We start from the raw sequence: 23,083 nt of genomic DNA on the forward strand, positions 1-23,083 counted from the left end.
TGTCTACTCTGACAAAAGAGAGGAGGCGATATATGCAGCAATCACTTGTGATCGACGACGCCTTAACCATTCAAACGGTCGAGACTCATCATCAAGCTTGCCTGCTTGCAGCAGATAGCGAGCAACTGACTGGCATCGATGTGAGTCAGGTACAAAGGTTTGACACTGCTGGCTTGCAGTTTCTTCTGCATTGGAAGCGTCGCACTGGATTAGTGTTCGAGGGGTTAGATAACCCTGTTATCGCTATCCACTTGGATAGATTCGGCTTAACTGATTACCTAGGTGAGGCAAAGTAGTTATGGCAAATGTATTAATTGTTGACGATTCGGCTTCTATGCGCCAAATGGTGAACTTTACGCTGACCACCGCAGGGCACAAAGTTGTTGAAGCCGTGGATGGCGTAGACGGGCTAGAAAAAGCTAAGGCTAGTCAGTTCGAGCTGATTATTTCCGACATCAATATGCCTAATATGACTGGCTTGGAGATGGTTCCGCAAATTCGAGCTCTGGGTCAATATCGTGCCACACCCATTCTAATGCTTACCACGGAGTCATCTGGGGATATGAAACAAAAAGGTAAGTCTGTTGGCGCTACTGGCTGGATTGTAAAGCCGTTTAATCCAGCACAGCTACTTAATACCATTAAGCGCGTGTTATAGAGGCTAGTATGGCTGGTATTGACTTATCCCAGTTTCACGCCGTCTTCTTTGAAGAAAGTTTAGAGTGGTTAGATGTGCTCGAAACTCAGTTGCTAGAGGCTGAGCATGCGGATGCAGAGCAAATCAACCTGATGTTTCGCGCCGCTCATTCAATTAAGGGTGGGGCAGCAACCTTCGGTTTTAGCTCAGTCGCCAATGTGATGCATGAAGCCGAGACGTTAATGGATGGCTGGCGTAATGGTCAGCGCCAGCCAAGTGAAGCCCTAGTACGTACCTTGCTAAAGGCTGTAGATATTTGCCGCACCCTGGTTGGCAAATTACAAAACGCCGAGCCGGTCTGTGATCAAGACAGTGCAGACATTGTCACTGAACTTCAGCAATTTAGCGACGATCCAGACAATGCTTCACAGTCGCTCGAGCCAGAGCCTGACACGCAAACATCAGAAACAAAAGAACGCATCTGGCAAATAGAGCTCAAGCCAACACTTGATTTACTTATGTCCGGCAATGACCCGCTAAAGCTATTCTCTGTACTAGCGGATTTTGGCCCGATTTCTGGTAAGGTCGATTTTGATCAAATACCTGATGCGGACTTCGACCCAACAGAGTGCTATTTATCATTCCAAGTTGAACTAGTCGCCAATGCCAGCAAAGATGAAATTGCCGAGATATTTGAGTGGTTGGATGACGATGTGGGCGTCACGATTGACGAGAAAATAGCAGCCAACAATGCACAGCCGTCAACAATAGAGGCTGTGCTGAACGAGCCACCCGCCCAAGCTGCTTCGCCGACCAGTAAAAAACCAGTCGAGCAACCTGATAAAACCTCTAAAGCAGCAACTAGTATTCGCGTTAGCACCGATAAACTAGACCAACTGATTAATTTGGTCGGTGAGTTAGTCATCACTCAGTCGATGCTTGGGGAGCTCGGTCGAGAATTAGAGGGGTTTGTTGGTGAGCGTATGCAAACGGGTTTAGAGCAGCTTGAGCAAAATACTCGCGAGTTACAAGAGAGTGTCATGCGGGTTCGTATGCTGCCGATTAGTTTTGCCTTTAGTCGCTACCCGCGCATGGTGCACGACCTATCAAATCAACTCGGTAAACAAATCGAGCTTATCATTGAAGGTGAAGCAACAGAAATTGACAAAACCTTACTAGAAAAAATTACTGACCCGCTGACACACATGGTGCGCAACGCCGTTGACCATGGCATAGAAAAGCCCGAAAAGCGCATCCAGAACGGCAAGTCTGAAGTAGGTCGTCTAACGTTGCGTGCCTATCATCAAGGCGGAAATGTTGTGATTGAAGTAGCGGATGATGGTGGCGGAGTTGACCCAGAGATCGTTGAGCGAAAGGCCATTGAACGCGGGCTGATTAGTGAAAACCATGGACTCGAACCTGCCCAGCTGCAAGCACTAATCTTTGAGGCAGGCTTTTCTACCGCTGAAGTCGTCAGCGATGTCTCCGGCCGCGGCGTGGGCATGGATGTCGTTAAAAAGAATATTCAGCAACTCGGTGGTCAATTGGCGCTAAAAAGTGTGGTCGGCGAAGGGTCAACCATTGCCGTCACCTTACCTCTAACGTTATCTATTCTAGACGGTCAGCTCGTCAGCATCGATAACGATATATATGTGATTCCACTGCTAAGTATCGTCGAGTCGATTCAATTAAAGGCTTCTCAGCTAAGGCACCTAGACTCCGGACAGCAAGTATTTCGCCTGCGCGATGAGCACATCCCTATGTTTGGGTTGGCAGAACTCTTGCACGTCGACAGTGTGCAACTCAATGTGTCGGACGGCATCGTCGTCGTGTTAGACAGTCCAAACGGTCGCTTTGGGTTATTAGTTGGCGAGTTGTTGTCACAGCAGCAAGTTGTGATTAAGAGCCTTGAAGACAATTATCAACGCGTAATGGGGCTTTCGGGCGCCACCATTCTCGGTAACGGCCATGTGGCTATGATTTTAGACCCGGCAGGGCTTGCCCAGAGTGCGCGTGGAGGTGTGGTATGAGCACCAGCGAATGGATGACGTTTTACCTAGCAAACGAGCTCTATGCAGTGGACATCTTATCGGTAAAAGAGATCCGCAGTCCTAGCTCTGTAACACGTATTCCGCGGGCGCAGAAGGAGGTCATGGGGGCCATTAATTTGCGAGGTGACATAGTGCCAATCGTTGATCTGAGAGTGCGACTAGGTTTGCCGACCTCTGAAGATACGCAAGACACCGTGTTCATCATTGTTCAGTTTGAGCAAGGGTCTAAGTTTAAAACACTTGGCATCAAAGTGGATGCCGTTGCTGATGTTGTGCAAATGCAAGGCGATCAGTTGCACCAGCAGTCACAACAGGAAGCTAACTCATGTATTGCAGCGATTGCAGAGCACTCGCAAGGCAGTATTGCCTTATTGGCTGTTCATCGTCTACTAGCACTGACGCCTGATATGGCAGAGGTTATGGAGTAAACACTATGGCGAAGTTGAATGTAAAACAAGCCTTCACCCCAAGAAACCTATTGGCGATTGGGAGTTTGTTGGTACTACTCTTTTTTGTGATTGAGTTCTGGCTGTTAGCTAGTCCAGTGCTCGCGATCATTCTGACGGTACTAGCATTGGGCCTGGTGATTGGTGGTATTAAGCTAATGAATAGTGATCCGCCGCCAGCCATGCAACGAGCACTGTCGGCACTGCAGGTTTGCGACACTGCCGTGATCGTCGCCGATGAGCAAATGGTGATTCAATACTTGAACGACTCTGCATATGAGTTAATGAAGCGCGTTGAAAAACAATTGCGCAGCGAGCTGCCGAACTTTGACGCCGACCGATTAATTGGCACCAATGTTGATGTGTTTCATAAAAAACCAAGTCATCAGCGACAACTTGTTACTAGCATGACGGATGGATTGACGAGTCGAATTAACGTTGCCGGGTTAACCTTTGAACTAAAGCTAAACCCAATCATGAGCAGTAGTGGTAAGCGAATTGGCACAGTTTTAGAGTGGCAGGACTTAACTGAATCTCTTGCTAAGCAGGCCAAGGCGGATGCCGAAGCGAAAGATAATGCTCGCATTAAACAAGCGCTAGATAATGTGTCGACCAATGTAATGATGGCGGATCAGGATCGCACCATTATTTATATGAACAAATCCGTACACCAGATGTTGCGCAACGCGCAAAGTGATATTAGAGAAGTACTGCCGAACTTCGACGCCGATAATCTCATTGGGTCATCCATCGATGGCTTCCACAAAAATCCAGCGCACCAAGAAAATATGCTGGCATCGTTCACCAGTACCCATACAGCCAACATTAAAGTCGGTAAGCGCTACTTTGGTTTGACTGCCAATCCAGTATTTGATGCCAACAACCAGCGCATTGGCTCAGTGGTAGAGTGGCTTGATGAGACTCAGCAAGTCGCCATAGAAAAAGAAATCTCATCTTTGGTGGACGGCGCGGCCAACGGCGACTTGAAACAGCGCATCAGTGAAGACGATAAAGAGGGCTTTTACGGTCGGTTAGCAGAAGGGCTAAACAGATTAGTGGCCATAGCCGATGACATCATTGACAAAACGGTAGTCGTGTTTGATGCGTTAGCACATGGTGATTTAACTAAAACCATAGATGGTGATTATTCGGGCGCCTTCTTGAAACTTAAGTCCGATGCCAATGAAACCATTCACCAACTCACCGAGACAGTCGAGAAAATTAAGCAGGCTGCCGCATCGGTCAACTCTGGTGCTGATGAAATTGCACAAGGCAACTCAGACCTATCGCAACGCACAGAAGAGCAGGCTGCAAATCTAGAAGAAACCGCTTCTAGTATGGAAGAAATGACGTCAGCAGTGCGTCAATCGTCTGAGAATGCGGGGCATGTTACCTCGGTCGCCGAGCAAGCCCGAGAGCGAGCCCAAAGTGGTGGCCAGATTGTCAGCGATGCGGTGGCAGCGATGGCCGAAATCAATGATTCGAGCAAAAAAATTGCCGATATCATTGGTGTTATCGACGAAATCGCTTTCCAAACCAACCTGCTTGCCTTAAACGCGGCGGTAGAGGCAGCACGCGCCGGGGAGCAAGGTCGTGGTTTTGCGGTGGTCGCTGGAGAGGTAAGGTCGCTAGCACAACGCTCTGCTGGCGCTGCACGTGAAATTAAAGATTTGATACGCGACAGTGTTGATAAGGTGTCGTCTGGCACCAAGTTAGTTAATCAGTCCGGTGAAACGCTGACAGAAATTGTTTCAGCTGTACAAGAAGTAGAACGAATGGTATCCGAAATCAATCGCGCCACTTCAGAGCAGGCGTCTGGTATTGAACAAGTTAACCAAGCTGTTTCACAAATGGATGAAGTAACTCAGCAAAACGCAGCGTTGGTTGAAGAGGCATCTGCGGCAGCTGAGGCCATGGCAGATCAGTCAAGAAATCTGTTGAACCTTGTGGCATTTTTCTCAGTAAGCAATGAGCCGGTTAGCAAACCGCCAATGGCGATGAAACCAGCAGCCAAGCCTGCAGCCAAGCCGTCAGTGCCAGATAGCGACGACTGGGAAGAGTTTTAATATGACTGAGTTCGCCTACACAGATGCCGATTTTGCCACAATCTCTAAAAAAGCCTACGAGATTGCCGGCATTGTGCTAGGCGATAATAAACGAAGCTTGGTGTATTCACGAATTGCGCGTCGGTTGCGGGCGTTAAATATTGCGACATTTGCCGAGTATAGCGAATTTTTAGACCGAAACCCTGAAGAAGAAGAACCATTTGTGAATGCCATCACCACGAACTTAACTAAGTTCTTTCGTGAGGCGCACCATTTCGAGTTCCTAGCAGAGCGGGTGAGTGGGTGGCATGGTAAGCATAGTGTTTGGTCGGCTGGCTGCTCAACGGGTGAGGAGCCTTGGTCTATTGCTCTTACCCTTGCTAAAGCTCAAAAGTTAGCGCAAACATTGGTGCTGGCAACCGATATCGACACCAATGTGCTCGCCAAGGCCAGTTTAGGTGAGTATGCAGTCGATGATACCGACCTACAAACATTGCACGCATATCGGCAGTACTTGCAGATGAATCGCAATAGAACCACATTCCGTGTGAGTCAAACCGTACATGAGAACATGCGATTTCGTCGATTAAACCTGCAATCAGAGTGGCCGATGAAAAAGCCTTTTGATGTCATCTTTTGTCGCAATGTGATGATCTATTTTGACGATCAAACGCGGCAAAAGTTGGCATTGAAGTTTATTCAACAACTTAAGCCTGGCGGTTATTTAATCATTGGCCATAGTGAGTCGTTGCATCGTTTTAAACTACCACTCAAATCCGTTGGGCCAACCATATACCAGGTGGCATCGTGAGCGAGCACAAGCACTACCTTGCCGGTGAAAACGTTTGGGTACGTCGGGTCATGCCAGGCGAGTTTTGCTTGGCTCAGCCAGGAGAATTGCTCACCACGGTTTTGGGCTCTTGTGTTGCAGTGTGTATCACCGACCCGGTAGCGAATGTTCATGGCATGAACCATTTTTTGCTACCCCAGCCAAGTGACCACTCATTGAACGGGATTAATGCTCGCTATGGTGATTGGGCCATGGAAGCACTGATCAATGCGCTGATAAAACAAGGCGCCCATCGCAATAGGTTGGTTTATAAAGCGTTTGGCGGGGCCAAAATGTGGCAAGGTGAAAGTGATATAGGTGGCAGTAATATCGGTTTTCTCAAACAATGGTTGAACTTGGAAAACTCACAGTTGGCATCGAGTGACCTAGGTGGGCAACAAGGAAGATTAGTGCGCTTGTGGGGCGAGTCGGGCCGAGTGCAAATGAAACGTTTAGCGAAGGCCGAGCACGTCGTTCAAGAAGAACGTGCCTATCAGCAACAGCTGTTAGCACAAGATTCTGGTGATGTAGAGCTTTTCTAGGGGAGCGCATTGTATGGCAGTGAAAGTCGTGATTGTCGATGATTCGCCGCTGGCACGGCAAATTCTTCAGGCTGTATTGAGTGCAGACAAACGGATTGTTGTTGTTGGCCAGGCGGTAGATCCTTATATGGCCCGGGAGGTCATTAAAAAGACCGAGCCTGATGTCATTACCCTAGATGTTGAAATGCCTAAAATGAGCGGTTTGACCTTCCTCAAAAATCTCATGCGCTTGCGGCCAATGCCAGTGGTGATGGTCTCTTCACTTACCCATGCTGGCGCAGATGTGACGCTAGATGCTTTAGAGATAGGCGCCGTTGACTTTATTGCCAAACCAGCTGGTGAAGACCCAGAGTCTTTCAATCAAATTGCGCAAGAGATCTGCGACAAGGTCGTTTCTGCAGCGCAAGCTAAGGTGAAGGCTTTTTCGCCAGAGCTTTTTGCCCAGCGCTCTCAGTTAACCATTGCTGCGACGTCTGCCCGATCATCTAGCTTGGTGGCAGTGGGTGCTTCTACCGGTGGTGTAGAAGCATTGCGCGATTTGTTGTCGGTGTTGCCAGCTAACTTACCGCCGATGGTGGTCACGCAACATATTCCCGAAGCATTCAGTCGATCATTTGCCAATAGACTGAACAAAATATGCCAGCTCACGATTGTGGAGGCCGAGGCCGGTATGCGATTACGGCCTGGCTGGGTGTATATTGCACCGGGGTCGCATCACTTAACCGTACATCGCCAAGGAAACGATTATGTTTTAGCACTCAACGATGGTGAGTTGGTCAATCGACACAGGCCTTCCGTAGATGTGATGTACGAGAGCATAAGCAACACTTATCGCAATAGTGTGTTGGCAATCTTGCTTACCGGTATGGGTAAAGATGGCGCGCAAGGGCTGTTAAACCTGCGCCGTAGCGGCTTTAATACCGTTTGCCAAGATCAGCAATCTTCCGTAGTCTGGGGCATGCCGGGGGCTGCAGTGGCCCTAGATGCTGCGGAAAAAGTGCTATCTTTGAATGAAATAAGTAAAGAAATTGTTGATTGGGCATCTAAGAATGCTCGCATCAGTCAACTTTCCAGCTAGACTAGGTCTATAGAGACTAATATTAACGTAAATCTCGGCATAACTGAGTTGTATTCTTAGTGAGGAACACCATGACGATATCTGCAACGGCTGCAAATGACCAATCACAAATGACCATCACAGTTGATGGCCGTTTTGACTTCAGCTCACACCAAGAGTTCCGTCAAGTCTATGAGAACGCGCCAAAAACAATTAAGCGCTGGGTAGTCGATATGAGTTCGGCAACCTACCTTGATAGCTCAGCGTTGGGCATGCTGCTTTTATTACGAGATCACGCTGGTGGCGAGAACTCAGATATCACAATTAGCGGGTGTAACAATGACGTTCGAAAAATTCTAACGATTTCTAATTTTGGTCAACTGTTCAATATTGAATAATTAAATGACGGATTCGCTGAAGTTAAAGGTGCTTGTTGCGGACGATAGCGAGACGGATCGCATGATTCTGTCGGCCATTGTTCGCCAAGAAGGTCACGAAGTCTTACCAGCAAAAAATGGTAAGGAAGCAGTCAATATCTATCGTAGTGAGCGGCCTGATATCGTCTTGCTCGATGCGCTGATGCCGGTGATGGATGGCTTTGAGGCAGCGCGAACAATTAAAGCGATTGCTGGTACCGAGTTGGTGCCGATCATCTTTTTGACCTCACTACAAGACCCGCAGTCGTTGGTGCGAAGCTTGGAGTCTGGTGGCGATGACTTTCTGTCAAAACCCTACAAGCGCGTGATTATCAAAGCGAAGCTTACTGCATTTGGAAGAATGCGCAGCATGCATGCGGCCATTCAAGCGAATCACCGTCAATTACTGATCGAGCAGCAGGTTGCCAAACGTGTGTTTGACAATGTTGCCCACCAAGGATGCCTAGAATCGGCAGGCATTCGTTATTCATTATCTCCGTTGTCTGTTTTTAACGGCGACACCTTGCTTGCACAGCGCCGTCCAGACGGCGGGCTAAGTATATTCCTAGGTGACTTTACCGGCCATGGGTTGCCCGCCGCCATTGGTGCGATGCCACTTGCCGAGACCTTCTATGGTATGACGGCAAAGGGCTTCGAGCTAGAAGATATTGTTAAAGAAATTAATCTGAAGCTTAATAATGTACTACCCATGGGCGTGTTCTGTTGTGCCGCAGTCGCGCATATTGATTTTATTAATAAGTCATTACGAATTTGGGTGGGTGGTTTGCCCGACCTCTGCTTCTGGCGTGAATCAACAAAAGAGGCCGTTGCGGTTGCCTCATCGGGATTGCCGCTGGGTATTGTTGGCGCCGATAAATTTAGTCCTAAGGTAGAGCAATACCGGATGGACGATGGTGATCGGTTACTGTTTTGGTCGGACGGTATCCATGAAGCTCGCAATTCAGAAGGTGAGCTGTTTGGTGAAGAGCGCCTATGGCGCCTGATCCGGGGCCGGGAAGAAGACAGCATTTTTGATGCGGTACTCAACGGAGTGAACGAGTACATTGGTCAAAATGATCGAGAAGATGACATCACCCTAGCAGAAGTGACCATGCAAAATGTTGACTTGCGCAGTATGCGGCCATTAGGTGGCGGAGCTGCACTTGAAGGCGTATTGAACTGGCAGCAGTCAACCACTTTCGACGCCAAGTCATTGCGCCACTACAACCCTCTGCCACTTATGCTGCACAATTTATCGGAAATTCCATGGGTGAGGCAAGCCAGCGGCGAGCTATACACCATGCTCGCGGAACTGTACTCAAATGCACTCGAGCACGGGGTGCTGGAGTTAGATTCTCAGTTAAAGGCTTCCACAGAGGGGTTTGCGACCTACTATGCAGAGCGCGAACAACGCCTGAAGGATCTTAAGTCTGGCTTTGTGCGCATAAGCTTTGCTCATCAATTTGAAAACGATACCTTTCAGTTAGTGATTGAAGTGGAAGATTCCGGCAATGGATTTGACTGGCAGTCAACGTTGAACAATTCGCTAGAGAACAAAAAATACAGCGGCCGTGGCGTGCCTCTCATCAGTGCCATTGCTGATAAGGTAGAGTATCAGGGTAATGGTAATTTTGTGCGCGTGACGCTTCGTAAACCGGAAGATGGTGACAGTATATGAGCCACTTAGATCAAGCCTTACTGGATGAGCTCAAGTTAGTGCTTGAGGATGAGTTTGTCGACTTAATCTCTGCATTCATAGACGATAGTAATGAGCGAATGAAGCTCATCCGCCAGCAGTTTGAACAGCAAGACTGGACGCAATTATCTCGTACCGCCCATAGCTTTAAAGGTAGCGCCGGAAATATTGGCGCCCAGGTACTGGCAGATATGTGTATGGCGCTCGAGGATAATGCCCGTGATGGCAATTGTTCTTTGCAGATGATTGAGCAAGTAGACCAAGAGCAGGCATCTGTTTGTCAACAGCTAAAAATAATTGCTAACAATTCCTAAGTTGGCAAATTAATTGCTTCTGATATCTCATCTGAGATTCGGAGGTACACATGGCGGCAATCCAACCTTCTTTATTGACCATAGAAACGCATAGTAAGCGCCCCCCGCTCACACCTGAACGTCAGCGCAGTCCAGATAGCGATGATAGTGACGACAAGGTGAAGCAAGAAAAATCAATACGCCGAGACAATCAAAGCGAGACAGAGCTGCCTTTAAATTCAGGTTTTTTGGCTCTGTTCAATAGTGAGCTGACACCTATTGATACCACGAAAGCGGTGGCTGAAAGCGGCGAAGACTTACCTGTTGACGGTTCAATATTGCCGCAAGAACCTAGTGACGAAGCCGAGAGTGTCGTGAACACGGATAGTCAGCAAACACTCAACTTAGACGACGCTGAAACTACCGAGGAAGCACCCGAATCAGAGTTGATGAAGACCGCTGGTGTCAATGACGTTGATCAAGCTGAAATAAACCCGACGCTTGCCAAAGCCATACAGTCCGAAGTGAAAAAGCAGGAATCTGGTGAGCCTGCGATGAAAACAATGGATGAGTTAAAGGCGAAAGTAACGTCAGTAGAACACACCAGTGATGATGAAAGTGAAGGAAAGTTCTTTAATCCAAGCGATAGTAAGGGGCAAGATAGCAAGACACTCGAGAGCAAGCCAGGCGGGTTATCATTGCTTGATATGCCAAAAACGCAGTTAGGCCAAGTGCCCCTAGACGATGGACTGACGGCGTTGCGCAACATAACACCTGTTCCAACCGGTCAAACGCCAGCAGTCGGCGCTGTAAACCCTACCGCGACGGTGGATGCAGCAATGATGGGGCTAAGTTCTGAGCGACCAGAATCAATGCTATTACAGCTACAAGGCAAGGCCCAAGATTTCGCTCCAAAATTTACCCAGCAAGTTGCCTTTATCGTTGGGCGCGGGTTGCAGCAAGCGATGATTCGTCTAGATCCACCAGAGCTTGGCCGAATTGAAGTCAAAGTGCAAAAAGAAGATGAGCGAGTACAAGTGCAGGTTGTCACTCAGTCACCTCAAGCTCGCGAGCTAGTTGAGCGCAATATTCATCAATTAAAGGAACTCTTTGCCGAGCAAGGTATGCAGTTAACCGATGCAGATGTACAGCAAGATCAAGCGGGTCAGCAAGGTGAACAAACGAGCGAGAATGGTCAAGCAAGTACTTCTAACGCCAATGATGGTGAATCCAGCGAGCAAGTCGCTACATCAGAGCGTGTCAGTCAACAACTTTTAGATACCTATGCTTAACTGTATGGCACAAGGCTTGCTAAGTATTTTGTATAGATAAGTAAGTGCCGTTTTTTTGACAATGAGGTAGTCATGGCTGAAGAAGATGAAAAACAGGAAGGTCAGGAAGGGGAAGAAGGCAAAAAAAGCGGCAAGTTAAAATGGATTATCATTGGCGTTGTTGCACTTCTCGTCATCATTGGCGCCACAGCGGCAGTGACATTGATTTTTTTTGGTGGATCAGAATCTGAACCAACGGTGGAAGCCATTGAGCCTGTTCAACAAACGGGCGCTGCAGCAAGCGAAGCGCCGGCCATTTATTTGGCGTTACAGCCGGCCTTTGTTGTGAACTACCGCGTTGGATCTCGCACTCGTTTTTTACAGCTAGAGCTGTCCATTTTGTCCCGCGAGGATGAAGCGCTTGCAGTGATTGATGAACATATGCCAGTGGTTCGCAACGACATCTTGCTTACTTTGCAAGGTCAAGATTACCGAGCACTGTTGACAGACGAAGGTAAGCAAGCTCTGGCGAATCAGTTAACGACCGTCGTGCAAGATATTGTTATGCAACAACTTGGTCGCCCCGGCATCGAAAAGGTGCTGTTTACTAACTTTGTGTTGCAATAAGCGCTAGGGGGTTTGGGTGCAGGACTTACTCTCCCAAGACGAAATTGATGCGCTGCTCCACGGTGTGGATGACGGCGACATCGAAGAAGAAGATGTCGAGGATGTTGGTGGGGTTAAAACCTATGACCTAACCTCGCAAGATCGTATTGTGCGTGGGCGCATGCCGACGCTAGAAATGATTAACGAGCGGTTCGCGCGCTACACCCGAATTTCTTTGTTCAATTTTTTACGCCGCACGGCTGATGTGGCAACGGGTGGCATACAAATCTCTAAGTTTGGTGAGTACATACACACCTTGTATGTGCCAACATCACTCAACCTAGTGAAGATTCGGCCACTGCGTGGCACCTCCTTGTTTGTTATGGATGCCAAGCTGGTTTTTAAGTTGGTGGATAACTTCTTTGGTGGTGATGGGCGTCACGCCAAGATTGAAGGGCGAGAGTTTACCCCAACAGAGCTTAGAGTCGTGCAATTGGTTCTACAGCAAGTCTTCGTAGATATGCGCGAGGCCTGGGGGCCGGTACTGGATCTAGATTTTGAGTATATGAGCTCAGAGGTCAATCCTTCTATGGCCAACATCGTTAGCCCAAGTGAAGTAGTGGTGGTATCTACTTTTCATATCGAGCTTGATGGTGGTGGCGGAGATCTACATGTTACCGTGCCGTATTCAATGATTGAACCGGTACGCGAGATTCTCGACGCAGGCTTTCAAAGTGATGTCGATGAAGTAGATGAGCGTTGGGTGAAATCGTTACGCAAAGACCTGATGGAAGCTAAGGTTCCAATTAACAGCCAAGTTGCCAAAAAAGAAATTAACCTGCGCGATTTGGTTGGGCTGCAAGCCGGAGATGTTATCCCAATCGAGTTACCCGAAGAATTAACGCTTACGGCCAATAAAGTGCCAGTAGGGTACGGAAAGCTTGGTAAAGTTGGTGATAGCCTGGCATTTAAAGTCACACGTAAGGTTGAGCCGAAAACAAAAGAAATGACAGATCTGCAGCGCCAAATATCTGGCGCACGCGGGCTCTCTAAGGCCAGTAAGCAAGAGGTAGACAATGAGTGATGACAACAATGAAGTGCCTGAAGAGAAGTTAGATGCCGAGCAGCTAGCCGACGAAGTGGCTGGCGATATGGATGATCAGGCATTGGCAGACGAATGGGCAGCGGCAATGGAAGAGGCTGGCGAGACCGGTGAGTCCGATGACGAAGCGCAACCAGCCGAAATGCAAGACTTTGAGCAGCCCTCAAGCTTTGCAAGGGACCCTGATTTAGAAAGTCCTGATTTGGATGTGATTCTGGATATTCCGGTGACCATCTCAATGGAAGTTGGCAATACAAGTATTCCAATACGCAATTTATTGCAGTTAAACCAGGGCTCGGTGATTGAGCTCGATCGTCTGGCCGGTGAGCCGCTAGATGTATTGGTGAACGGCACGCTCATCGCACACGGTGAAGTGGTCATGGTAAACGAGAAGTTCGGTATTCGTTTAACCGATGTAGTAAGCCAACAGGAACGGATTAATAGATTGCGATGACACAAGCAAATGAAGCGATGAACACCATAGTGCCTACCTCGGAGCTTGCGTCAGTCTTTTTTTCACTGTTGCTAATAATAGGCTTGATATTTGCTTTAGCATGGTTAGTGCGTCGGTTTGGTGGCGCGACGGGCGCATCCAGCTCGTCGTCCATGAAAGTGATTGCTAGCTTAAGTCTTGGAGCCAAAGAAAAACTACTTGTGGTGCAAGTGGGTGATGAACAGTTCTTACTGGGTGTTACGCCGCAAAGTATCAACAAAATTGACAAGGTTAACCTAGCCATTACGCCAAACGCGCCAATTAATTTTGCTGACAAACTACAAGAGTTGTTACAAAAAAATGGCCGTTCGAATTCTTCGTCGCTGGTGGATACTACCGACACTGATCATACTAAGTAGCTGGGCATCCGCTAACGGGATTCCAGCGCTCAGCTACACCCCAGATCCAACGGGTACTGGCGGTGACTACTCAGTAACCATTCAAATTTTGGCGCTGATGACAGCGCTGACCTTTTTGCCGGCGATGTTGCTAATGATGACATCGTTCACCCGCATTATTGTGGTGTTGGCGATTCTGCGTCAGGCCATTGGCCTGCAACAAACACCTTCGAATCAGATACTAATCGGCTTGGCCTTGTTTTTAACGTTTTTCATTATGGCGCCGGTGTTTGATGAAATTAACGTAGTCGCTATTCAGCCCTATCTTGCTGAAGAAATGACGTCCCTCGAGGCACTTAACGCAGCCCAAGACCCAGCAAAGCGCTTTATGCTTGGCCAGATACGCCAAAATGACCTGGATTTGTTTATTCGCATTGCCGACCGTGAGGGTGAGTTTAACGAACCAATGGATGTGCCACTGACCATTCTAATGCCAGCATTTGTGACCAGTGAGCTGAAAACCGCGTTTCAGATTGGTTTCCTGATCTTTATCCCGTTTTTGATTATCGACATGGTGGTGGCAAGCCTGTTGATGTCGATGGGTATGATGATGCTTTCACCGATCATTATCTCCTTGCCATTTAAAATTATGATGTTTGTGTTAGTCGACGGCTGGGCCATGTTAATGGGGTCATTGGCGTCGAGTTTTGCCGTGTAGGAGGCCAAATGAACGAAGCATTTATTGCCGACTTATTTCGCGAAGGGCTCTGGCTGATTTTCTTGTCGGTTGTCATTTTAATTGTACCAAGCCTAATTGTTGGCCTTGTGGTATCAACCTTTCAAGCTGCCACACAGATTAACGAGCAAACCCTATCGTTTCTGCCTCGCCTGTTGGTAACCATATTAGTCATTATTGTGGCAGGGCCCTACTTAGTGACTCGGCTAGTAGACTATACCCAGCTTATCCTATTTAACTTAAACAATTATATAGGCTAAGTATGCAAGTCACTGATGCAGATATTGGTATCTGGGTTGGGCAGTTTTTATGGCCAATGTTTCGCATTGCTGGGTTCTTGTCAGTTGCACCAGTGCTCGGTGCTAGAACTGTTAGCGCAAGAATTCGCATTGGCTTTGCCGGTTTGTTAACCATTGTTGTTATGCCCTTGCTTGACGATTTGCCACCTATACCTGCGCTGTCTTTGGAAGTGTTCCTAGTGGTAATTGTGCAAATACTCATTGGCATTGCTTTAGGCTTTGTATTGTCGTTATTAATGCAAGTGTTTGTTGTGGCAGGGCAGATTATATCCATGCAAATGGGCCTTGGCTTTGCTTCAATGATGGACCCGGCAAATGGTGTGTCGGTGTCGCTTCTAGCGCAATGGTATCAGCTGATGATCACTTTACTTTTCCTAGCATTAGGTGGGCATCTGGCGAGCATTGAAGTACTCGTACTGAGTTTTGAAATGCTCCCAATAACTGGTGATGCCGCCTTAAACCTAGATTTCCCTTTGGTTGCCTTGCTAGGTAGCTGGTTGTTTACTGCCGGTCTCAAACTTGCTTTGCCAGCGGTGACGGCTTTGTTGCTGGTTAACCTAATCTTTGGGGTGATGACCCGGTCAGCTCCGCAGCTCAATATTTTCTCATTGGGCTTTCCAATTACCATGGTGCTAGGAATCTTTGTTGCTTGGATCACCATTGGCAACATTATCCCGCATTTTCAGCTGCGCCTAACCGAGGTGCTGTCACTCATGCAAAATGTAATGCAAGGGGGATGACATGGCGGAATCTGAAGACGGCCAGGAAAAATCCGAAGAGCCCTCCGAGCGCAAACTCAATAAGGCGAAAGAAGAGGGCAACGTTGCTAGGTCACGCGAGTTAGGCACAGCGGTGCTGCTCATCATCAGTGTCGCGACCATGTATGCGTTAGGCGGTTGGTTAGTTGAAGCTATTGTGATGATAACCAACCATACCTTCGAATTTGATCGCGCGTATATTGAAGACACCAGTCGTATGTCTGCCGAACTTCGGCTAAGTGTTTATGAAGCAACATTAAAAACGGCGCCTTTACTGATCATTATGATGATTGCTGGCATCATTGGTGGCGCAGGCATGGGTGGGGTGTCTTTTAGCACTAAAGCCATTGCGCCAAAGTTTAACCGGCTGTCGCCACTGCAAGGCTTAAAGCGCATGTTCTCACTTAACTCCCTCGTTGAGCTGGGAAAAAGCTGGTTAAAGGTGTTGTTAATAGGTGGTTCTGGCGTTTATTTATTGTGGTACTACCAGCGCCATTTTAATGCCTTGGGCATGTCGGATGTAATGGCTGAAATGAAAGGCGCCATCGAGCTATTGTTGATCCCTCTGTTTATATTAGCTTTGGCAACGGCGCTCATTGCTGTGATTGATGTGCCTTGGCAAGCGCACAGTCATAAGAAAAAACTTCGCATGACCAAGCAAGAAGTCAAAGATGAATACAAAAACACAGAAGGTAAACCAGAAGTCAAAGGTCGTATTCGCCAACTCCAGCGTGAGATGAGCCAACGGCGAATGATGGATGCGGTACCCAATGCCGATGTTGTCATCACCAACCCAGAGCACTTCTCAGTGGCATTGAAGTATGATCAAGCGAGCATGGATGCGCCGGTGGTCGTGGCCAAAGGGGGTGATGAAATTGCCCTCAAAATTCGTGAAATTGCCAAAGCGCATGAGGTGCCTATTGTGCAAGCGCCACCTTTGGCCCGCTCACTATTCCAGTTTGCGAAAGTAGATGCCCCAATTCCTGAAGGGCTGTTTTTGGCCGTGGCACAGGTGCTAGCCTATGTATGGCAACTTCGACAATACCGGCGCCAGCAGCAAGGCGAACGCCCGAGAAAACCGAACAAGTTTGATATTCCTGATGATTTAAAATTTGATCCATAAAGTTGGACAGGTTTTTGCAGATTGCCTATTGAGTCAATCTGTGTGTCAAGAATCTGTCTATGGATATCAGCAAATACAACCCACTTAAAAGCCTCGCCGGTCAGTCTCCTAAGCAAGTTGCTTTAGACGCAGGTCGAAGTGCGCGCGGTTTGGCATCAAAGCATATGGCTGTGCCATTGTTGATTATGGTGTTGCTAGGCTTGATGACACTGCCTGTACCACCTTTTTTGCTCGATACCTTGTTCACCTTCAATATCGCTTTAGCCATCATTGTTCTGCTGGTATCCATTTATGTGATGCGGCCACTCGATTTCGCCGTTTTTCCATCAATCTTGCTGGTGGCGACTTTATTGCGCTTGGCACTAAACGTGGCCTCAACTCGGGTAGTGTTATTGTACGGACACGAAGGCGGCGATGCGGCCGGTACCGTGATTGCATCCTTTGGTGAAGTGTTAATTGGTGGCAACTACGCCGTTGGTTTAGTGGTGTTTGCAATCTTGATGATTATCAACTTCGTGGTAATCACAAAAGGTGCGGGCCGTGTGTCGGAGGTGAGTGCGCGTTTCACCCTAGATGCCATGCCAGGTAAACAAATGGCCATTGATGCCGACTTAAATGCCGGTTTGATCGATGCCGATACAGCCAAAGAGCGGCGGGCAGAAGTGACCCAGGAGGCAGATTTTTATGGCTCTATGGACGGTGCGTCAAAGTTTGTGCGCGGTGATGCTGTCGCGGGTATTTTGATTCTTTTGATTAACATCGTTGGTGGGGTTGCCATCGGCATGGTGCAGCACCAGTTAAGCTTTGGTTTGGCGATGGAGCGCTATGCGTTGTTAACCATTGGTGATGGCTTGGTTGCGCAGGTTCCGTCACTGTTACTCTCGGTAGCGGCAGCTATCATGGTCACGCGCAACTCATCCGACCAAGAGATTGGTGATCAAGTTGTATCACAAATGTTTGCCACGCCAAAAGCACTCATCATTGCCGGTATCGTGCTAACGATTCTGGGCAGTATTCCAGGCATGCCTCACTTTGTCTTTTTGTCATTGGCGGCAATCATGTTTGCCTTATCTTGGTTGATTTATAAGCGCAATCAACCGGAAGCGGCGCTTGCTGGTGGTCCTACGCCAAGCGGAGGTGGTGGCGCTAAGTCTGGTGCGCCATCGGCGCCTTCAGGTGCACCATCGCCCATTTCGGGAGTGGAAAGTGAGGACAATCGCGAGCTAAGTTGGGAAGATGTGCAGCCCGTTGACACGGTTGGGCTTGAGGTTGGTTATCGGTTGATTCCGTTAGTAGATCGCTCGCAAGGTGGTCAATTGCTAGCTCGGATAAAAGGGGTGCGCAAGAAACTATCGCAAGAGTTAGGATTTTTGATGCCGTCTATCCATATTCGCGACAACCTAGACTTAATGCCAAGCAGCTACCGGATCACGCTGATGGGTGTGACCATTGCCGAGGCCGAAATTCACCCAGATCGCGACCTAGCGATCAACCCAGGTCAGGTTTTTGGCACTTTAGAAGGCATAAAAACGCAAGATCCAGCCTTCAAGTTAGATGCCATTTGGATTGAAACCAGTCAAAAAGATCAAGCTCAGTCGCTCGGTTATACCGTCGTTGACTCGGCGACGGTTGTTGCCACGCACCTAAACCAAATTCTACTCAGCCATGCTGCTGAGCTCATTGGTCATGATGAAGTGCAAGCCTTGGTCGACCAATTAGGCAAACATCATCAAAAACTCGCCGAATCGCTAGTGCCAGATACCCTAAGCGTCAGCCAGTTGCTGAAAGTGCTGCAAAACCTATTGCTAGAAAATGTGTCACTAAAAGATATGCGCTCGATTGCTGAAGCCATTACCAGCATTCAGCCACCATCCACTGATATTGGCACGCTGACGCAAGCGGTTCGAGCAGGGCTGAAGAGAATGATCGTGCAAAACATCGTTGGTGCAGCCGATGAAATTCCAGTGATGACTTTTGATAGAGAGTTGGAACAGTTATTGCTTCGAACTGCTCAACAGGCGCAAAAAGATGGTTTTTCTGACACTTTGATGATTGAGCCGCAGTTGGCAGAGCAAATTCAACAATCAGTCGTTGAAACCTGTCAGCGACTTGATGCGGAAGGTAAACCTTGTGTTCTCCTAGTGTCGCCAGCCATACGATTGATGATGGCGAAGTATTTAAGGCCTGTAGTCAGTACATTGGCAGTCCTCTCATACCAAGAGGTGCCAGATAATAAACAGATTTCAGTTGTGGCATCGATTGGTGGTGGCGCACCATCATAGGCAGGTGAGCGATGAGTATAAAAAAATTTCATGCCCCGACAATGACGCAAGGGTTGCGTCTAGTAGCTGCTGAACTCGGCGACGATGCTGTTATTTTGTCGAATCGTCGTGTTGAAGGCGGTGTTGAGATTTTAGCGGCCTTAGACGCAGAATCCCTGCCAGAGGCGCCCAGCACTCAGCCAGAGCAGGCGTTGCAAGACAACGGCGACCGCCAAGCACTCACCAGTTGGCTGGATAGTTTAAAAGTAAAGCGACGTGCTAATGCACCGCAAGCAGCACCGCAGGCGGATACGTTGCATGCCCAAGAACAAGTTAAAGCGCCAGTGCAATCCCCTGCGGGTGATGATTTGGCACAGGTGAAAGCCGAGTTAGACGCGTTAAAAGCAATGCTAATGAAGCAGTCCCCTGAGCCTACCCCTGTACAAAATCAGCGAGGCGCTTCATTGAGCACTACGGTGACTAGCTCAGATGAAAAGGCAATCAACCATCCGGCGTTATCGCAGTTAGGGTTTAGCGATGAGTTTGTCAAAAAAGTGGCACCCTCACAAAGCTGGCCAGCAGCACTCAAGCAAATCTCAGCAATTATGACGCCAGGATCAGCGGATCAGTTTTTCAAAGGGGCGGTACTGTTTACTGGTGCAACGGGGGCAGGCAAAACCACAACGCTAGCAAAACTCGCAACGCAGTTTGTGGTGAAGCATGGCGCTGAACATGTCGCCATAATTTCAGCCGATCATTTTCGTATTGGTGCGCAAGAAAGTTTGCGCACAATTGCCAAAATTCTAGGGGTGAGCTTTGCCTCGGCAACACCGCAGCAGCCATTGCAGCAATGGCTAAAAACCTTCGCCAAAAAGCGCTTGGTATTAATCGACACAAGTGGTTGTCGCGATGGTATGCGCTTTGTAAGAGAGCAAGTGGCCGACTTACGCCAGCCCGTAAAGCAACTACTTACGGTACCAGCGAGTCATCAAACATCAGTTTTATCTCATCAATACCAACAGTCATCTAAACTGATTGGCAACGCCGATGGGGTTGTGATTACTAAGTTAGACGAAAACCCTGCGGTTGGCAGCATTGTTGAATGGTTGCTCGCTCAGAGGTTAATGATTCATGGGTGGGCTGACGGCAGTAACATCCCAGATGATTTGCATTGGTTGGCAAGTGAGCAAATGCTGTTAAAAGCCAAACAAAAACTAGACCGGCGCAGCGCTCATCGAGCAGCCTAAGTACGGAAGGAGATTTTAATGACGAGACTGAACCCAGTTCAAGTGATCGCTGTAACCGGTGGCAAGGGTGGCGTGGGTAAGAGCAATGTGGCGGTCAATACAGCCGTTTCGATGGCACAAAAAGGGCGCCGAGTGTTGGTGTTTGATGGCGACCTTGGCTTGGCAAATATCGATATATTGCTTGGCTTAACAGCTAAGCACACCATTGCCGATGTGTTAGATGGTATTTGTTCACTGCGCGACGTACTGGTAGAGGGCCCAGCCGGCATCAAAATTATTCCCGCCTCGTCTGGAACGGCGAAGCTTGCCAATATGGGTGCTGTTGAGCATGCAGGGATTGTGCACGCGTTCAGTGAAGTAGGGGATGACTTTGATACCCTAATCGTAGACACCGCCGCTGGTATCTCGCACAACGTCACTAGCTTTGTGCAAGCCGCACAAGAGGTTGTCATGGTTGTTTGTGATGAGCCAACCTCGGTTACTGACGCCTATGCGCTCATTAAACTACTCAATAGAGATGCACGCCTAGATAGATTTCATGTGCTCGCTAACATGGTTCGCACGCCAAATGAAGGTCGTAATCTATACAACAAGTTAGTGAGCGTAACAGAGCGGTTTTTGGATGTGTCGCTGCAATATATTGGATCGGTGCCGCAGGACGAAGCTGTGCGCCGTTCAGTGCAACGTCAAAAGCCTGTTGTGCAAGCATATCCAGATAGCAAAGCAGCCGAGGCTTATCGCCAGGTTGCTGATCGTATGATGATGTTACCAATTCCCAATGGTCCTCGTGGTCATATGGAGTTCTTTGTTGAGCGCTTAGTTGGAGCGGTCGGCTAAATAATTAGGAGAGGCAAGCGGATGTATACTGCCCTCGGAACGACAAACAACTTGCAAACTCTTGTAGAAGAGCATGCTGGCTTAGTGAAGCGCATTGCACATCATTTGATGGCAAGGCTTCCAGATACCGTGCAGCTGGATGACTTGATTCAAGCAGGCATGGTTGGTTTGCTAGAGGCAGCGCGCAATTTTGACCACAGCAAGGGTGCAGCATTTTCTACTTTTGCCGGTATTCGTATTCGTGGTGCCATGTTAGATGAGGTTCGCCGCGGAGATTGGATTCCCCGCTCAGTGCATCGCAATGCTAGACGAGTCAGTGAAGCAATACGTCAGCTAGAAATTGAGCATGGCCGTCAACCCACCGACAACGAGGTTGCGCAAGCGTTATCGCTGTCGCTAGATGAATACCATGCGTTTTTGCAAGACAGCAAAGGCGCACGATTGTTCAGTCTTGATGAGTTACTCGAAGAGAATGGCCAAGATGTCGTCGTGCCCGAAATAGACAATGCCACGCCAGCAACGCTCTCTCCTTCACGTGGTGTTGAACAAGGTCGCTTGCATGACAATCTGGTAGAAGCAATAAAAACCTTGCCAGAACGAGAGCAACTAGTCTTATCTTTATATTACGACGAAGAGTTAAATTTAAAAGAAATTGGTGCGGTTCTGGGTGTTTCAGAGTCGCGCGTTAGTCAGATACACAGCCAGGCTGCTAGCCGCTTGCGAGCGAAACTAGCGGATTGGCAAGCTAATTAGAAATATTGAACTACTATGAAGTTATGGGCGATAAGGCCATATTAAGGAGGTCACCTTGGACAAAAATATGAAAATTCTTGTTGTGGACGATTTTTCCACTATGAGAAGGATCATCAAGAACCTATTACGCGATCTTGGCTTTACCAATACCCAAGAAGCCGATGATGGCAATACTGCCTGGCCGATGCTGCAAAGCGGCGACTTTGATTTTTTGGTAACCGATTGGAATATGCCAGGAATGACAGGTATCGAGCTCTTGCAGAAGGTTCGCGCCGATGATCGACTCAAAAATCTTCCCGTGCTTATGGTTACTGCCGAAGCAAAGCGTGACCAGATCGTTGCCGCTGCGCAAGCAGGTGTGAACGGTTACGTGGTGAAACCGTTTACGGCTGCAGCACTTAAAGAAAAAATTGAGAAAATATTTGAACGAATCGATGGGTGATCGCTATGAGCTCGAATAAGGCTGCGGTCGATGCGGATCAGTTCACACAGATGCTGCAGGATAAAAGTTCAGACCTTCAACAGTACCTTGCTGAAGGCGCTTTGCACTCTGCCGTTCGTGTCATACAAGAGCTGCAAGAAGCCAGGGATCAATCTATCTATATCGAGATTGGGCGCCTAACTCGTACCCTGCATGAATCGATCAAAGATTTAAACCTAGAGCCGCTAGGGCCTGTTGATGAGCTTGACAAGCTTTCCGAAATGGCCGACGCAACCGATCGTTTAGAACACGTTGTGAAGATGACCGAGCGGGCTGCGAATAAAACCATGGATTTGGTTGAAGAAAGTATGCCAGTGGCCGATAAGTTAAAACAGGACGCTGAAACGCTACACACGAAGTGGGAGCGTCTTGGGCAGCGAAACATGACACCCGCCGAGTTTCGTACTTTATATAGAGAAATGGGTGAGTTTCTGGGTGCTTTGTCGAACAGTTCAACGCAGTTGTACGGGAATTTAAGTGACATCATGGTGGCACAAGATTTTCAGGACTTAACGGGGCAAGTGATTCAGCGAGTAATGAGCCTTGTAAGCGAGCTCGAGACAAGCTTGGTTAGATTGGTGAAGATGGCCTCGTCGGTCGATACCCTGGCCGGTATCGAACATGATAAAGAACCGAGCGCCACCACCAAAAAAGCGGAAGTCGACCCTAACAAAGGTCATGGGCCTCAAATAGATGCTGAAGCACCTGACGTAGTTAGCAGTCAAGATGATGTCGACGATTTATTATCCAGTTTAGGCTTCTAGGG

At 48.3% G+C, this 23,083-nt stretch carries 26 protein-coding genes; all 26 read left to right on the forward strand.

What is annotated here, in order from left to right; genetic code table 11:
• Nucleotides 1–32 precede the first annotated feature (32 nt).
• On the forward strand, nucleotides 33–296 hold the full coding sequence (locus DUW71_RS09325; protein ID WP_119394985.1) for an STAS domain-containing protein: 264 nt from the start codon (nucleotides 33–35) through the stop codon (nucleotides 294–296).
• Nucleotides 297–298: 2 nt separating this feature from the next.
• The gene (locus DUW71_RS09330) at nucleotides 299–658 is read left to right on the forward strand and encodes a response regulator (protein WP_119394986.1); all 360 of its coding nucleotides are present in this window, start codon (nucleotides 299–301) and stop codon (nucleotides 656–658) included.
• Between the two features lie 8 nt (nucleotides 659–666).
• Nucleotides 667–2,667, forward strand: a complete 2,001-nt coding sequence (locus DUW71_RS09335; protein ID WP_119394987.1) for a chemotaxis protein CheA — start codon at nucleotides 667–669, stop codon at nucleotides 2,665–2,667.
• Nucleotides 2,664–3,116: a chemotaxis protein CheW gene (locus tag DUW71_RS09340; RefSeq protein ID WP_119394988.1), complete on the forward strand. Its 453-nt coding sequence runs from the start codon at nucleotides 2,664–2,666 to the stop codon at nucleotides 3,114–3,116. Before DUW71_RS09335 ends, DUW71_RS09340 begins: the two co-directional genes overlap by 4 nt.
• Nucleotides 3,117–3,121: 5 nt before the next feature.
• Complete coding sequence (locus DUW71_RS09345; RefSeq protein WP_119394989.1) at nucleotides 3,122–5,200, forward strand: methyl-accepting chemotaxis protein; 2,079 nt, start codon at nucleotides 3,122–3,124, stop codon at nucleotides 5,198–5,200.
• Between the two features lies 1 nt (nucleotide 5,201).
• Nucleotides 5,202–5,990, forward strand: a complete 789-nt coding sequence (locus DUW71_RS09350) for a CheR family methyltransferase (protein WP_119394990.1) — start codon at nucleotides 5,202–5,204, stop codon at nucleotides 5,988–5,990.
• A complete protein-coding gene (locus DUW71_RS09355; RefSeq protein ID WP_119394991.1) occupies nucleotides 5,987–6,550 on the forward strand; it encodes a chemotaxis protein CheD in 564 nt (187 codons plus the stop codon). The genes DUW71_RS09350 and DUW71_RS09355 overlap by 4 nt, the downstream gene beginning before the upstream one ends.
• A gap of 13 nt (nucleotides 6,551–6,563) precedes the next feature.
• Complete coding sequence (locus tag DUW71_RS09360; RefSeq protein ID WP_119394992.1) at nucleotides 6,564–7,628, forward strand: protein-glutamate methylesterase/protein-glutamine glutaminase; 1,065 nt, start codon at nucleotides 6,564–6,566, stop codon at nucleotides 7,626–7,628.
• A 71-nt stretch (nucleotides 7,629–7,699) separates the two neighbouring features.
• Nucleotides 7,700–8,005 carry an STAS domain-containing protein gene (locus DUW71_RS09365; protein ID WP_119394993.1) on the forward strand — a complete coding sequence of 102 codons (306 nt, stop codon included), beginning with the start codon at nucleotides 7,700–7,702 and terminating at the stop codon, nucleotides 8,003–8,005.
• Nucleotides 8,006–8,009: 4 nt separating this feature from the next.
• A complete protein-coding gene (locus tag DUW71_RS09370; protein WP_119394994.1) occupies nucleotides 8,010–9,701 on the forward strand; it encodes an ATP-binding SpoIIE family protein phosphatase in 1,692 nt (563 codons plus the stop codon).
• Nucleotides 9,698–10,033 carry an Hpt domain-containing protein gene (locus tag DUW71_RS09375; protein ID WP_119394995.1) on the forward strand — a complete coding sequence of 112 codons (336 nt, stop codon included), beginning with the start codon at nucleotides 9,698–9,700 and terminating at the stop codon, nucleotides 10,031–10,033. Before DUW71_RS09370 ends, DUW71_RS09375 begins: the two co-directional genes overlap by 4 nt.
• Before the next feature lie 50 nt (nucleotides 10,034–10,083).
• Nucleotides 10,084–11,304 (forward strand): flagellar hook-length control protein FliK, encoded by a 1,221-nt coding sequence (locus DUW71_RS09380; RefSeq protein WP_119394996.1) that lies wholly within the window; start codon nucleotides 10,084–10,086, stop codon nucleotides 11,302–11,304.
• Between the two features lie 72 nt (nucleotides 11,305–11,376).
• On the forward strand, nucleotides 11,377–11,910 hold the full coding sequence (locus DUW71_RS09385) for a flagellar basal body-associated FliL family protein (protein WP_119394997.1): 534 nt from the start codon (nucleotides 11,377–11,379) through the stop codon (nucleotides 11,908–11,910).
• Nucleotides 11,911–11,926: 16 nt separating this feature from the next.
• A complete protein-coding gene (gene fliM / locus DUW71_RS09390; protein WP_119394998.1) occupies nucleotides 11,927–12,973 on the forward strand; it encodes a flagellar motor switch protein FliM in 1,047 nt (348 codons plus the stop codon).
• The gene (gene fliN, locus DUW71_RS09395) at nucleotides 12,966–13,445 is read left to right on the forward strand and encodes a flagellar motor switch protein FliN (RefSeq protein WP_119394999.1); all 480 of its coding nucleotides are present in this window, start codon (nucleotides 12,966–12,968) and stop codon (nucleotides 13,443–13,445) included. The genes fliM and fliN overlap by 8 nt, the downstream gene beginning before the upstream one ends.
• Nucleotides 13,442–13,843: a flagellar biosynthetic protein FliO gene (gene fliO, locus DUW71_RS09400; RefSeq protein ID WP_119395000.1), complete on the forward strand. Its 402-nt coding sequence runs from the start codon at nucleotides 13,442–13,444 to the stop codon at nucleotides 13,841–13,843. Before fliN ends, fliO begins: the two co-directional genes overlap by 4 nt.
• Nucleotides 13,785–14,540 carry a flagellar type III secretion system pore protein FliP gene (gene fliP, locus DUW71_RS09405; protein ID WP_119395001.1) on the forward strand — a complete coding sequence of 252 codons (756 nt, stop codon included), beginning with the start codon at nucleotides 13,785–13,787 and terminating at the stop codon, nucleotides 14,538–14,540. The genes fliO and fliP overlap by 59 nt, the downstream gene beginning before the upstream one ends.
• Nucleotides 14,541–14,548: 8 nt before the next feature.
• Nucleotides 14,549–14,818 carry a flagellar biosynthesis protein FliQ gene (fliQ, locus tag DUW71_RS09410; RefSeq protein ID WP_119395002.1) on the forward strand — a complete coding sequence of 90 codons (270 nt, stop codon included), beginning with the start codon at nucleotides 14,549–14,551 and terminating at the stop codon, nucleotides 14,816–14,818.
• Nucleotides 14,819–14,820: 2 nt separating this feature from the next.
• Nucleotides 14,821–15,597 carry a flagellar biosynthetic protein FliR gene (gene fliR / locus DUW71_RS09415; protein ID WP_119395003.1) on the forward strand — a complete coding sequence of 259 codons (777 nt, stop codon included), beginning with the start codon at nucleotides 14,821–14,823 and terminating at the stop codon, nucleotides 15,595–15,597.
• A 1-nt stretch (nucleotide 15,598) separates the two neighbouring features.
• On the forward strand, nucleotides 15,599–16,738 hold the full coding sequence (gene flhB, locus DUW71_RS09420) for a flagellar biosynthesis protein FlhB (protein WP_119395004.1): 1,140 nt from the start codon (nucleotides 15,599–15,601) through the stop codon (nucleotides 16,736–16,738).
• A gap of 164 nt (nucleotides 16,739–16,902) precedes the next feature.
• Nucleotides 16,903–19,020, forward strand: coding sequence for a flagellar biosynthesis protein FlhA (gene flhA / locus DUW71_RS09425; RefSeq protein WP_233546092.1), 2,118 nt, complete (start codon nucleotides 16,903–16,905; stop codon nucleotides 19,018–19,020).
• Nucleotides 19,021–19,031: 11 nt separating this feature from the next.
• A complete protein-coding gene (gene flhF / locus DUW71_RS09430; protein WP_119395006.1) occupies nucleotides 19,032–20,246 on the forward strand; it encodes a flagellar biosynthesis protein FlhF in 1,215 nt (404 codons plus the stop codon).
• Between the two features lie 18 nt (nucleotides 20,247–20,264).
• Nucleotides 20,265–21,083 (forward strand): MinD/ParA family protein, encoded by an 819-nt coding sequence (locus tag DUW71_RS09435; RefSeq protein ID WP_119395007.1) that lies wholly within the window; start codon nucleotides 20,265–20,267, stop codon nucleotides 21,081–21,083.
• 21 nt (nucleotides 21,084–21,104) lie between these two features.
• A complete protein-coding gene (locus DUW71_RS09440) occupies nucleotides 21,105–21,836 on the forward strand; it encodes an RNA polymerase sigma factor FliA (protein ID WP_119395008.1) in 732 nt (243 codons plus the stop codon).
• Nucleotides 21,837–21,903: 67 nt separating this feature from the next.
• Nucleotides 21,904–22,278 (forward strand): chemotaxis response regulator CheY, encoded by a 375-nt coding sequence (locus tag DUW71_RS09445; RefSeq protein ID WP_456114888.1) that lies wholly within the window; start codon nucleotides 21,904–21,906, stop codon nucleotides 22,276–22,278.
• Between the two features lie 5 nt (nucleotides 22,279–22,283).
• A complete protein-coding gene (locus DUW71_RS09450; protein WP_119395010.1) occupies nucleotides 22,284–23,081 on the forward strand; it encodes a protein phosphatase CheZ in 798 nt (265 codons plus the stop codon).
• Nucleotides 23,082–23,083: the final 2 nt, after the last annotated feature.

Origin of the sequence: Salinibius halmophilus, assembly GCF_003577475.1 — a bacterium.
Taxonomy (GTDB): domain Bacteria; phylum Pseudomonadota; class Gammaproteobacteria; order Pseudomonadales; family Natronospirillaceae; genus Salinibius; species Salinibius halmophilus.